The following is a 12485-nucleotide window of genomic DNA, read 5'->3' as shown; positions in this document are numbered from 1 at the left end:
GGGGGACGCGGGGGCGCCGAGTAACGAGAGGGACGTCATGACACGGGCTCCTTGAGTTCGCGGTCCACCGGCACCTCCGCCGTGACCGTCACCGCCGCCGGGTCCAGATCGTCCGGGGTCGGCATCACGCTGCCGGGCAGCTGGACGGCGGCCGCGCCATGGGCGACCGCCGAGGCGAGCGCCTGCGGGCCGCGGCCGCCGGCGATGAGGAAGCCGGCGAGCGAGGAGTCGCCCGCTCCCACATTGCTGCGTACGACGTCGACGCGCGCGCTCGCGAACCAGGTGCCCGTGTCCGAGACGAGCAGTTGCCCGTCGGCGCCCAGGCTCGCGAGGACGGAGCGGGCGCCCATCTCGCGCAGTTCCTCGGCCGCCTTCACCGCGTCGCCCACGGTCGCCAGGGGGCGTCCGACGGCCTCCGCGAGCTCCTCGGCGTTCGGCTTCACCACGTCGGGCTGCTCGCGCAGCGCCTCGAGCAGCGCGGGCCCCGAGGTGTCCAGCGCGATGCGCGCACCCCCGGCGTGCGCCCGCGCGACGACCTCGGCGTACCAAGAGGGCGCGAGCCCGCGGGGCAGGCTTCCGCAGCAGGCGATCCAGTCGGCGTCGCGCGAGTGCTCGCGCACCGTCTCCAGGAGCAGTTCCTGCTCTTCCGGGGAGAGCTCGGGTCCGGGCGCGTTGATCTTCGTCAGGACGCCGTCCGATTCGGCCAGCGCGATGTTCGAGCGGGTGGCTCCGGCGACCGGGACCGGCGCGACCTCGATGCCCTGGGCGTCGAGCAGATCCGCGACGAGCGCGCCCGGCGCACCGCCCAGGGGCAGGACGGCGACCGTGCGCCGTCCGGCGGCCGCGACGGCGCGCGAGACGTTGACGCCCTTGCCGCCCGGGTCCATCCGCTCGCCGGTGGCGCGGATGACGTCGCCGCGGTCGAGGGACGGAACCTCGTAGGTGCGGTCCAGGGACGGGTTGGGGGTGACGGTGAGAATCACGCCGCCCGCGCCGTTCCGGCTCGTGTCCGCGCTGCTCGTGCTCGTGTCCGCGCTGTTCGTGCTCGCTTCCGCGCTGCTCATGCTCGCGCTGCTCATGCTCGTGCCGCTCATGTCGATGCCGCTCATGCTCGTCCCGCTCATGTCCGTGCCGCTCATGCTCGTACTACTTCCGTGCCGCCGCGCTCGATGGCGGCCGCGTCATCGGGGCTCAGTCCGCTGTCGGTGATCAGCAGGTCCACGTCGCTCAGGTCGCCGAAGCGGGCGAAGTGCTCCTGGCCGTGCTTGGCGGAGTCGGCGAGCAGCACCACGCGGCGCGCCGCGGCGATGGCCGCCCGCTTCACCGCGGCCTCGGCGAGGTCGGGGGTGGTCAGCCCGTACTCGGCCGAGAAGCCGTTGGCCGCGACGAACAGGACGTCGGCGCGGATCTCGCCGTAGGCGCGGAGCGCCCAGGCGTCCACGGCGGCGCGCGTACGGTGCCGCACGCGCCCCCCGACGAGGTGGAGCTGCATCCCCGGGTGGTCCGCGAGGCGGGCCGCGATGGGCAGGCTGTGGGTGACGACGACGAGCTCGGCCTCCAGCGGGAGGGCGGCGGCCAGCCGGGCGACCGTCGTACCGGCGTCGAGGATCATCGTGCCCTCGGACGGCAGTTCCGTGAGGGCCGCCTTGGCGATGCGGTCCTTCTCGTCGGTGGAGGTGCCCTCGCGTTCGGCGAGGTCCGGTTCGAAGTCGAGACGTCCGGCCGGTATGGCGCCGCCGTGGACTCTGCGCACCAGGCCGGCTCGGTCGAGGGCCTTCAGGTCGCGGCGGATGGTCTCCGCGGTGACCTGGAACTCCTCGGCCAGCGACAGGACGTCCACCCGGCCGCCCTCACGGGCGAGCCGCAGGATCTCCTGCTGCCGCTCCGGTGCGTACATGTCCGTTCTCCTCCGGCCTGTCCGAGTTTCATGCCCGAACTTGTGGTTTCGACACGGAGGCTACGCCTGGATTTCCGGAAAGTAAACAGGTTCGGACGTGATTCGGGCATGAACGGACTTCGGGGGCTCAGGTGAAGATCGTCGGACATGCCCAAGGGCCGTCACCGATGCGGTGACGGCCCTTGAACGGGAGCCTCGACTCAGCCGACGAGCTCGCGCTCCCGCCCCTCGGAGGGGGCCGCCTCCGAGGAGTCCAGGGCGCCCTCCACCTGCTGGGCCGACCGCTTCGGCAGCGCGAACATCAGCAGGAAGATGGCGAACATCACCAGGGCCACCCAGCCCAGGGCGTACTGGAAGGCGTCCACGAAGGCGGGGCCCACCTCGGCCGGGGTCAGCCGGTCGCCGATCCGCCCGAAGAAGACCACCGCGACCAGGCCGAGGCCGAGCGCGTTGCCCATCTGCTGGACGGTGTTGATGAGCCCGGACGCCGAGCCGGCGTGCTCACGCGGCACCTCCGACAGCACCGCGTCCGTCAGCGGGGCGAAGATCAGGCCCATGCCGGCACCCATCACGACCAGCGGGAGCGCCATCTGCCAGGGCGCGATGCCGAGGCCGTAGCGCTCGGACTCCCAGATGTAGAGCAGCACGCCGACGGTCATGGTCAGGGCACCCGCCTGGAGCACCTTGCGGCCGAAGCGCGGAACCAGCTGCTGCACGGACATCCCGGCGGCCACCGAGACCGCGATCGAGAACGGGACCCCGGTCAGGCCGGCCTTCAGCGGGCTCCAGCCCAGTCCGGTCTGCATGTACAGCGTCCAGACCAGGAAGAACACCCCGAGGCCGACCCCGAAGACGGTCTGCACGGCGACGCCCGCCGCGAAACTGCGCACCCGGAAGAGGGAGAGCTCGATCAGCGGCGAGCCGTCCCGCGCGCCCTTGCGCCGCTCGTAGGCGACCAGCGCCCCGAACACGCCGAGCGCGCCGGCCATCGACACATACCCCCACACCGGCCAGCCCAGCTCGCGGCCGCGGGTGAGCGGGTAGAGCAGCATGAGCAGCCCGAGGGTGACCAGGACGACGCCGACGAGGTCCAGCTTCAGGGCCTTCGGTGCCCTGGACTCGGTGATGAAGCGGCTGCCGAGGATCAGGCCCGCGATGCCGACCGGCAGGTTGATGAGGAAGATCGGCCGCCACTCCAGCCCGAACAGGTTCCACTCCGTCAGCAGCGCGCCGAGCAGCGGACCGGAGACGGCCCCCAGTCCCACGATCGCGCCGAAGAGCCCGAACACCTTGCCCCGCTCGTGCGCCGGGAAGGTGGCGTGCACGATCGACAGCACCTGCGGGACCATCAGCGCCGCCATGCCGCCCTGCAGGATCCGGGAGGCGACCAGCATCTCCGGGTTCGCGGCGAAGCCGCACAGCGCGGAGGCGACGGTGAAGCCGCCGATGCCGACGAGGAACAGCCGCTTACGGCCGTGGATGTCGCCGAGCCGCCCGCCGGTGATGAGCCCGGCGGCGAAGGCGAGCGCGTAACCGGCGGTGATCCACTGGATCTGGCTCCAGGAGGCGCCCGCGTCCGCCCGTATGGAGGGGATGGCGATGTTGACGATCGTGACGTCGACGAGGTCCATGAAGGCCGCCGTCATCACGATGGCCAGCGCGAACCAGCGGCGACGGTCGCCCGGCGTCTTGTCCGGCATCGCGTCCGGCGTCGCCGCGTCCGTGGTCCCGGCAGTGGACGGTGGGGGCGGAACGAACGATGCGGAGGGTACGGACGGAACGGACGGGACGGACGGGACGGGCGGTGTGGACGGGGTCTCGCTGGAGGTCTCCGTGGAGGTCATGATGTGACAGTAGGACCGTAGTAGGTCAGTTCATGTCCTAGTGGTGCGGCATCCTCGGACACATGACGACGGACACTCCGGCTCGGCTGCTGCAACTCCTCTCCCTCCTCCAGACGCCCCGCGAATGGCCCGGCGGCGAGCTCGCCGACCGGCTCGGGGTGTCCCGCCGCACGGTCCGACGGGACATCGACCGGCTGCGCGAACTCGGCTATCCCGTACAGGCGACCATGGGCTCGGACGGCGGGTACCGGCTGGTCGCCGGCAAGGCGATGCCGCCGCTCGTGCTCGACGACGAGGAGGCGGTGGCGATCGCCGTCGGCCTCCGGGCGGGTGCCGGACACGCGCTGGAGGGCGTCGACGAGGCGTCCGTACGCGCCCTCGCCAAGCTGGAGCAGGTGCTGCCGGCCCGGCTGCGCCACCGCGTCTCCACCCTCCAGGCCGCGACCACACCGCTGACCAGCGGGGACGGCGCGAGCATCGCCCCCGAGACGCTGACCGTCATGGCGTCGACGGTGGCCGGGCAGGAGCGGCTGCGGTTCGCCTACTGCGCGAAGGACGGCACGGAGTCGCGCCGCCTGACCGAGCCGTACCGGCTCGTCTCGACGGGCCGACGGTGGTACCTCGTCGCATACGACCTCGACCGCGAGGACTGGCGGACGTTCCGGGTCGACCGGGTCCGCGACCCCTTCGCCACCGGGGCGCGCTTCACTCCGCGCGAGTTGCCGACGGGGAGCGCGGCGGAATACCTCCGGCAGTCCATCCAACAGCGCCCGGACGCACGCGAGTACGAGTACGACGTCACGTTCGAGGCACCGGCGGAGTTCGTGGCGGCACGGCTGCCGGCCTGGCTGGGAACGCCGGTCGCGGATCCGGAGATCCCGGGTGCCCCCGGCGAGAACGGCGGGAACAGCGAGAACGGCGGGAACGGCGGGAGCGGCGGGAGCAGGTGCCGGCTGCGGGGGTCGACCAGGGACCCGGTGGAGTGGGTGGCGGTGCGGTTCGCGATGCTCGGATGCGAGTTCTCGATCCGCGGGTCGGGGGAACTGGCGGAGTACGCACGGGAGTTGGGCGGACGGCTGGGGCGGGCCGGGAGTGGAGAAGGGACCAGGAAAGGGGCCGGGGAAGGGAACCGGGAGGGGAGCAGGGACGGTAATGGGGAGGGGACCCGTTAGCCCTCCTCCGGGTCTCCCGTCTCCCCCATCTCTCCCGTCTTCCCCGCACCCTCTGCGGGCCTCGCTTCCCACGCGAACCCCCGCAGGGTCCGCAGGTTCTGCATCGCCAGCTCCGCCGGGCCCTGCGGCCCGGTGGGAGCGGTGTTGGTCGCCGCCCAGCTCTCGACCGCGACCCGGACCGCGGCGCTGGCCACGGCCGCGGTGAAACGCTGGTGCGGGGAGGGGACGTCGCCGGGAGCGAGGGTGCCGGGAGGGCCGTCGCCGGGAGCAAGGGCGTGGGGAGCGAGGGCGTGGGGAGCGAGGGCACTTGGCGCCGCGTCCGTCCCGGTGACGTCCGTTCCGGTCGCGTCCGTCCCCATGGCGTCCGTCCCCATGGCGTCCGTCCCGATCGCGGCCGTTCCGGCGGCGTCGGTCCCGGCGGCGTCGGTCCCGGTAGCGCCCCTGCCCGTGGCGTCGGCCCGTTGTCTCAGGATCTCCGCGAGGGTCGTTTCCGCGGTGTGGCAGACCTCCGCCCAGACCTTGCCGAGGGCCGGGCTGGTTCCGGCCAGTCGGATCAGCGTGCGGACCCATTCCCAGGACGCCGCCGACACCCCTCGGCCGGGGGCGAGCGTGTGCCGCACGGCGTGTTCCAGGGCCTGCGGCACGGGCAGTTCGGCCGGGGCCTCGCGTACCGCTTCCGCCCAGCGCTCGGCGCCCGCCGCGTAGAGGGGCGCGACGGCCTCCTCCTTGGTCGCGAAGTACCGGTAGAACGTGCGCGGGGCGATGCCCGCCGCCTGGGCGATGTCCTCGGCGCGGGTGGCCCTCAGGCCCCGGCTGACGAAGAGGCCGGCCGCTGCCCTGGCGATCTCCATACGGGTCGCCGCTTTGCGCCGCTCGGTCAGCGAAGCCGAGGCGGGGGTGGGGGTGGAGCTGATCACGTCGGCAGGCTATGCCCATGTGGCACAATCTGCCATTCGGGCGGGCCACCCCGTGGTTCAGGTACGGGGTGGCCCGCCCACCGAGCGTGCCCGCGTGCCCTGTCGTACGCCGGGCGGGCCGTGTGCGCCCGCAATCCCCGCCGGTGACGGCCAGGGGACCAGCGGGAGAGAAGAGAGCCGGGCCCCGGCACCTGGGGGGAGAGGCGCCGAAGCCCGGCTCGGGAGAGTCCCGGCGCCGGGGGGATGTGCGTCGGGACTTGGCTCATGTTGTGTCGGGACCTGGCTCACGTGGGGCGACCTGGCGCATGTGGGGCAGAGATCTCGGGGAGGGCTGCAGGGTCCGATCGACCCTCGAACTCCAGCGCCGACCCGAACTCCCGTGCCCAGAAGTCTTGTTCCCGCGCTTCTCCCGATTGAAGCGGCGTTCCCACGCCATGTTTGCGCGGCCCGCCACCACCCGGCGCACGCGGGCGGAAACCCGCACCACGAGCCGCCGGAAGCCCACCGGAAGCCCACCGGTGAAGCTCACTCGCCCACCCCGGCCCACCGCGCGGCCGGGCGACTACCGCAACCCGATCCAGCCCGGGTCGGCCCGGCCGGGCCGACAACCCCGCCCGGGCCGCCCGGCCCCGCCGCTCAGCCGTCCACCCCCTGGCACCACTGCTACCGCTACCGCTACCGCTACCTACGCCGCCGCCTCGAAGCCCGTGTCGCGGGCCAGCTTCTTCAGTTCCAGCAGGGCGTGCTTCTCGATCTGGCGGATGCGTTCCCTGGTCAGACCGTGCTCCTTGCCGACCTCGGTCAGGGTGCGCTCACGGCCGTCGTCGATGCCGTACCGCATCTTGATGATGGAGGCGGTGCGCGGGTCGAGGCGGTCGATCAGGCCGTCCAGCTCCTCGCTGCGCAGCAGGGTCATGACCGACTGTTCGGGCGAGACCGCGGAGGTGTCCTCCAGCAGGTCGCCGAACTGGGTCTCACCCTGGTCGTCCACCGCCATGTTCAGCGAGACCGGGTCGCGGGCCCAGTCCAGGACGTCCGTCACGCGCTCCGGAGTGGAGCCGAGCTCGGTCGCGATCTCGGCGGGCTCCGGGTCGCGGCCGTTCTCCCGGTTGAACTCGCGCTGCACGCGCCGGATCCGGCCGAGCTCCTCCACGAGGTGGACGGGCAGGCGGATGGTGCGCGACTGGTCCGCTATCGAGCGGGTGATGGCCTGACGGATCCACCAGGTCGCGTACGTGGAGAACTTGAAGCCCTTGCGGTAGTCGAACTTCTCGACCGCGCGCACCAGGCCGGCGTTGCCCTCCTGGATCAGGTCGAGGAGGGGAAGTCCGCTGCGGGGGTAGCGGCGGGCGACCGCGACGACCAGGCGGAGGTTGGACCGGATGAAGACGTCCTTGGCCCGCTCGCTCTCGGCGACCAGGGCCTCCAGCTCCGCACGGGAGGCGTCCGCCTTGGACTCCTCCTCGCCGTCGAGGACCTGCTGTGCGAACACACCCGCCTCGATGATCTGGGACAACTCGACTTCCTTGGCGGCGTCGAGCAGCGGTGTACGCGCGATCTCGTCGAGGTACATGCCGACCAGGTCGCGGTCGGCGATCTCGCCGCCATGGGCGCGAACACTGCGGGCCGCGCCACTCGTCTCGCCAGTGGCGGACTTGCGACGGGCGACGGCACGGGTTGCCATGCGTGCTCCCTTGCGATGGAGGTTCAGCGGGTGGCCCTTCGGACGCCCGGCACTCTCGGAGTTCTCGGAGTTCTCGAACCTCTCGGAACTTCTGAACTCTTCTCGTGTGCCCTGCATCCGATGGAAACAACGACTGGAATCAGGACAGAATTCCCAACCCGCACCCCGATTTTTGTGATCATGCAGTACCCTGTCCGACCCCGTGAGGAGGCGTGATGTTGTCGGAACGTACAGAGGTGCAGGTCAGGCCGGGAATCGAGGGTGACCTCGAAGCCCTCACCAGCCTCTACAACCACTACGTACGTGAGACGCCCATCACATTCGACACCGTGACGTTCAGTCCGGAAGAGCGACGTCCTTGGTTGCTCTCCCATCCTGAAGACGGCCCGTACCGCCTGATGGTTGCCACAGAAACGGACTCACAGGACATCCTGGGGACCTCACAGGAAATCCTGGGTTACGCCACATCCAGCCCGTTCCGGCCCAAGGCCGCCTACTCCACCTCGGTGGAGGTGACGGTCTACGTCGCCCCGAACGCAGGCCGGCGCGGCATCGGCTCGCTCCTCTACAGGGCGCTCTTCGAGGCGCTGGCGGACGAGGACGTGCACCGCGCGTACGCGGGCATCGCGCAACCGAACGAAGCGTCCGCGCGGCTGCACGAACGCTTCGGTTTCCGGCACGTCGGCACGTACCGCGAGGTGGGCCGCAAGTTCGACCGCTACTGGGACGTGGCCTGGTACGAAAAGGAGCTGTAGCAGGCCGCCGCCAGCCGAACCGAACCCGAACCCGAACCGATCGACCGGCACCGATCAGCCCAACGTCACCGGCCGGCCGAACCGCACGCTCAGCCGAACTGCACCGACCGCTTCGCCATCCCCATCCAGAACCCGTCGATCACGGACTTCTGCGAGTCCAGCTCGCCGGACACCTCCGCCGCACCCATGGTCACGAAGAGCGGGGCGAAGTGCTCGGTGCGCGGGTGGGCGTACCGGCCGGCCGGGGCCTTGTGGAGGAAGTCCAGCAGGCCGTCCCAGTCACGGGCCTCCAGCGCGCGCCGGCCCCAGTCGTCGAACTCCGAGGACCAGGTCGGCACGCCCGGGCCGGTGTGCCGCAGCGCGGCCAGGTTGTGGGTGAAGAAGCCGGAGCCGACGATCAGGACGCCCTCGTCGCGCAGCGGCGCGAGCTTGCGGCCGATCTCCATCAGCTTCACGGGGTCGAGGGTCGGCATGGAGATCTGCAGGACCGGGATGTCGGCGGCCGGGAACATCTCGACGAGCGGGACGTAGGCGCCGTGGTCGAGTCCGCGGTCGGGGATGTCCTGTACGGGGATGCCCGGGGCGCGCAGCAGCTTGCGCACGCTCTCGGCGAGCTCCGGTGCGCCGGGAGCGCCGTACTTCACCTGGTAGTAGTGCTCGGGGAAGCCCCAGAAGTCGTAGACCAGGGGGACCGGGTCGACCGCGCCGAGGGCGAGGGGGGCCTCCTCCCAGTGGGCGGAGACCATGAGGACGGCCTTGGGGCGGGGCAGGTCCGCGGACCAGGCGGCGAGTTCACCCGGCCAGACGGGATCGTCCGCGAGCGGCGGAGCGCCATGACTGAGGTAGAGCGCGGGCATGCGTTCCTGAGGGAGGGCGCGCTCCTGAGCTACGGCGGACATGGCGGCGACTCCTTCCGGGACCTCGGCCCCTGTGCACTCCTGGACATTCCCTTGAGGTTGCTTGAAATGTAAAACGTCAACATCAATGAGCATATTCCCAATTGGTTTAAATTTCAAGGAGCGGACGCTTACAGTGGAGTACATGACGACGGCATCCACATCCGGTGAAGAGCCCCGCTGGCTCACCGCCGAGGAGCAGCTCATCTGGCGCTCCTACGTACACGCGACGACCCTGCTGGAGGACCACATGGACCGCCAGCTCCAGCGCGATGCGGGCATGCCGCACATCTACTACGGTCTCCTGGTCAAGCTCGCCGAGTCCTCCCACCGGAGGCTGCGGATGACCGAACTCGCCATGCACGCCAAGATCACCCGCTCCCGGCTCTCCCACGCCGTCGCCCGGCTGGAGAAGAACGGGTGGGTGCGCCGCGAGGACTGCCCCTCCGACAAGCGCGGCCAGTTCGCGGTGCTGACCGACGAGGGCCTGGAGGTGCTCAAGCGGGCCGCGCCGGGCCATGTCACCGTCGTGCGCAACGCGGTGTTCGACCGGCTCAGCGCGGAACAGCAGAAGTCCCTCGGCGAGATCATGCAGATCATCGCCGAGGGACTTCAGCCGAACGAAGCGGGTGCCGATCTGCCCTGGCTCCGCTAGGTCCCCAGGGACTCACGTCCCTGAAGGGAACCCTTAGGGGGCCGGGGCCGCCGTCCTCAGTGGGCCATCACCGGCACCACGTCCTCGGCGTCCTGCGCCCCCGAGCCCGCGACCGAGCCCATGTCCGGCTTGCCGGCGTTGATGAAGGTGAAGGCGATCGCGGCGGCGGCGACCAGGATGCCGACGGCGAACCAGATGGCGCTGGTGTAACCGTTCACCATGCCCTCCAGCTGCACCAGCTGCTGCTGGGGCTTGGAGGCGGCGCCGGCCATGTGGTCCTTGATGTACGACGTCGTCGCGGACGCGGCGATCGTGTTCAGCAGGGCGGTGCCGATGGCGCCGCCCACCTGCTGCGAGGTGTTGACCATCGCGGAGGCGACACCGGAGTCACGCGGCTCGACGCCCAGCGTGGCCAGGGACATGGCCGGCATGAACGCCGTGCCCATGCCGAGACCGAGCAGCAGCATCGCCGGGAGCAGCAGCGCCGCGTACGAGGAACCGATCTCCAGCTGGGTCAGCAGCAGCATGCCCAGCGCGGCGACCAGGAAGCCCGGGCCCATCAGCAGCCGCGCCGGAACGCGGGTCATCAGTCGGGCGCCGATCTGCGTGGAGCCCGTGATCATGCCCACGATCATCGGCAGGAAGGCGAAGCCGGTCTTGACCGGCGTGTAGCCCTTCACGATCTGCAGGTAGTAGGTGAGGAACAGGAACAGACCGAACATCGAGATGATCGCGAGGCCGAGCGAGAGATACACGCCACCGCGGTTGCGGTCGGTGATCACGCGCAGCGGCAGCAGCGGGGCCTTGACCTTCGACTCGACGAGCACGAAGGCGGCGAGCAGCACCGCCGACACGACGAACAGGCCGATCGTCGTGGAGTCGCTCCAGCCCTCGGACTCGGCGCGGGTGAAGCCGTAGACGAGGGAGACCAGACCCAGGGTGGACAGGACGACGCCCGGGATGTCGAGCGGCGAGCGGTTGCGGCCCTCGGCCGGCTCACGGATGACGAAGTACGCGCCGAGGGCGGCGACGACCGCGAACGGGATGTTCACGAAGAACGTCCAGCGCCAGTCGAGGTACTCGGTGAGGAAGCCGCCGAGGATCAGGCCGACGGCGCCACCGCCACCGGCGATCGCCCCGTAGATGCCGAACGCCTTGGCGCGCTCCTTGGCGTCGGTGAACATCACCGCGAGCAGGGAGAGCGCGGCGGGCGCGAGCAGTGCGCCGAAGGCGCCCTGCAGGGCGCGGGAGCCGAGCAGCATCGCCTCGTTCGTCGCGGCGCCGCCCAGGGCGGACGCCCCGGCGAAGCCGATCAGACCGGTGACGAAGGTGTTCTTGCGGCCCCACAGGTCGGCGATCCGGCCGCCGAACAGCAGCAGTCCGCCGAAGGCCAGGGCGTAGGCCGTGATGACCCACTGCCGGTTGCCGTCCGAGATCCCCAGGTCCTGCTGGGCGGAGGGCAATGCGATGTTCACGATGGTCGCGTCGAGCACGACCATCAGCTGGGCGAGCGCGATGAACGTGAGCGCCTTCCAGCGGTTGGAGTCCGGGGCGCCCGGCTTACCGGGGGCCTTCTGGGCTGTTTCAGACATGGGAATACCCGCTTCGGGACTTCGTGACGGAAAAGTCAGGTGACGGAAAACGCGAGGTACGGCATGGCGCTACCCAAAGGCCGTACGCAACGCGAGGTACGGAAAGAGGTACAGAAGAAAGAGGTACGGAAGAAGGTGCGGAAGAAGGCGGAAAGAGGTACGGAAGTCGAGTTGCAGGGCGGCTGCGGCCCGTCGCTCGATGTGTGTGATGACCGCATGTGATGACTGCTGCGACGCAGCGGACTAATCGCTCAGGGTCCGGTCCCTCAGGGCCGGCGCAGGTCCTCCATGGTCACGGCCGTGCCCGGCAGTACGGAGGGGGCCGGGGCCCGCAGTCCGTCCAGGAACAGCTGTAGGTGGCGATGGACGTAGCGGTCGGCACTCAGGCAGTCGGTGCCGGCGGGGGGCCGGCTGAGCTGGGCCACCACGATCATCACGTCGCCGACGCCGACGTCGGACCGGAGCTGTCCGGCCGCCTTGGCGCGGTCCATGACCTCCTCGATGATCCGCTCGACGCGTTCGCGGGCGGCCTCGAGGTCGGGGTGGTGCTCGTCGAAAGTGCTGGAGATCATCGGGCAGAGCGCGCTGATCCGCTCGTCGGCGGAGGCGTGCACGAAGCGCTCCAGCGCCCCGAACGCGTCACCGGACTCGGCGAGGGCGACCTGTCCGGCCCGGACCGTGCGGTCCAGCACCGAGCAGACGACCTCACGGACCAGTGCGTCCCGGTCGGGGAAGTTACGGTAGACCGTGGCATTGCCGACGCCGGCCCGGCGGGCGATCTCATCGAGCGGCACACCGGGGCCGAACTCGGTGAACATCTCGCGGGCGGCGGCGACGATCCGCTCCCGGTTACGCAGGGCGTCGGCACGGGGCCGGGTCACCTTGCGCGCGGTGGGGACAGCGGTCTGCACGGCTTACTCCTGTCTGAGTGTTCTGTGTAGCTGGCGCGCGATCCGGGGATCGTCTCCCCGTTTCGCTCGGACACATGACTAAACGGGGAGGGCGTCCCCGGTTATTTCCCGATCCCGGAAGTTTCTTGATGTGACCTGAGTCACGGCCTCGATCTCCGTGCT

General features: G+C 70.5%; 11 protein-coding genes. 3 read left to right on the top strand and 8 right to left on the bottom strand.

What is annotated here, in order from left to right; all coding sequences use genetic code 11:
- Positions 1-35: 35 nt before the first annotated feature.
- The 3 genes from pfkB to ACWD4O_RS16005 form a co-directional block, all read right to left on the bottom strand.
- A complete protein-coding gene (gene pfkB, locus ACWD4O_RS16015; RefSeq protein WP_451280325.1) occupies positions 36-983 on the bottom strand; it encodes a 1-phosphofructokinase in 948 nt (315 codons plus the stop codon).
- Between the two features lie 152 nt (positions 984-1135).
- The gene (locus ACWD4O_RS16010) at positions 1136-1897 is read right to left on the bottom strand and encodes a DeoR/GlpR family DNA-binding transcription regulator (protein WP_351914532.1); all 762 of its coding nucleotides are present in this window, start codon (positions 1895-1897) and stop codon (positions 1136-1138) included.
- A 200-nt stretch (positions 1898-2097) separates the two neighbouring features.
- Positions 2098-3597: an MFS transporter gene (locus tag ACWD4O_RS16005; protein WP_451280324.1), complete on the bottom strand. Its 1500-nt coding sequence runs from the start codon at positions 3595-3597 to the stop codon at positions 2098-2100.
- 206 nt (positions 3598-3803) lie between these two features.
- On the opposite strand from ACWD4O_RS16005, the gene ACWD4O_RS16000 reads away from it, so the two are divergent.
- Positions 3804-4913, top strand: coding sequence for a helix-turn-helix transcriptional regulator (locus ACWD4O_RS16000; RefSeq protein WP_451280272.1), 1110 nt, complete (start codon positions 3804-3806; stop codon positions 4911-4913).
- Here ACWD4O_RS16000 and ACWD4O_RS15995 read toward each other — a convergent pair.
- Together ACWD4O_RS15995 and ACWD4O_RS15990 are read right to left on the bottom strand one after the other, a co-directional pair.
- Positions 4910-5830: a TetR/AcrR family transcriptional regulator gene (locus ACWD4O_RS15995; protein WP_451280271.1), complete on the bottom strand. Its 921-nt coding sequence runs from the start codon at positions 5828-5830 to the stop codon at positions 4910-4912. The two genes, ACWD4O_RS16000 and ACWD4O_RS15995, sit on opposite strands and share 4 nt — an antisense overlap.
- Before the next feature lie 685 nt (positions 5831-6515).
- Entirely contained in the window at positions 6516-7514 is a 999-nt protein-coding gene (locus tag ACWD4O_RS15990; protein ID WP_451280270.1) for a sigma-70 family RNA polymerase sigma factor, read from the bottom strand.
- Between the two features lie 215 nt (positions 7515-7729).
- Between ACWD4O_RS15990 and ACWD4O_RS15985 the strand changes: the two genes are divergently transcribed.
- Positions 7730-8269: an N-acetyltransferase family protein gene (locus tag ACWD4O_RS15985; protein WP_451280269.1), complete on the top strand. Its 540-nt coding sequence runs from the start codon at positions 7730-7732 to the stop codon at positions 8267-8269.
- 89 nt (positions 8270-8358) lie between these two features.
- Here the strand turns inward: ACWD4O_RS15985 and ACWD4O_RS15980 are convergent, their stop codons facing one another.
- Positions 8359-9168, bottom strand: a complete 810-nt coding sequence (locus ACWD4O_RS15980; RefSeq protein WP_450950040.1) for a dioxygenase family protein — start codon at positions 9166-9168, stop codon at positions 8359-8361.
- 142 nt (positions 9169-9310) lie between these two features.
- On the opposite strand from ACWD4O_RS15980, the gene ACWD4O_RS15975 reads away from it, so the two are divergent.
- Complete coding sequence (locus ACWD4O_RS15975; RefSeq protein ID WP_451280268.1) at positions 9311-9820, top strand: MarR family winged helix-turn-helix transcriptional regulator; 510 nt, start codon at positions 9311-9313, stop codon at positions 9818-9820.
- Between the two features lie 56 nt (positions 9821-9876).
- Here the strand turns inward: ACWD4O_RS15975 and ACWD4O_RS15970 are convergent, their stop codons facing one another.
- Positions 9877-11412, bottom strand: a complete 1536-nt coding sequence (locus ACWD4O_RS15970) for an MFS transporter (RefSeq protein ID WP_451280267.1) — start codon at positions 11410-11412, stop codon at positions 9877-9879.
- Between the two features lie 266 nt (positions 11413-11678).
- Positions 11679-12323: a TetR/AcrR family transcriptional regulator gene (locus ACWD4O_RS15965; RefSeq protein ID WP_450950038.1), complete on the bottom strand. Its 645-nt coding sequence runs from the start codon at positions 12321-12323 to the stop codon at positions 11679-11681.
- Positions 12324-12485 lie beyond the last annotated feature (162 nt).

The sequence above is a fragment of the Streptomyces sp. NPDC002623 genome (assembly GCF_053592635.1).
The sequence above is the reverse complement of the archived record's forward strand: the minus strand, read 5'-3'. Positions and strand labels throughout refer to the sequence as shown.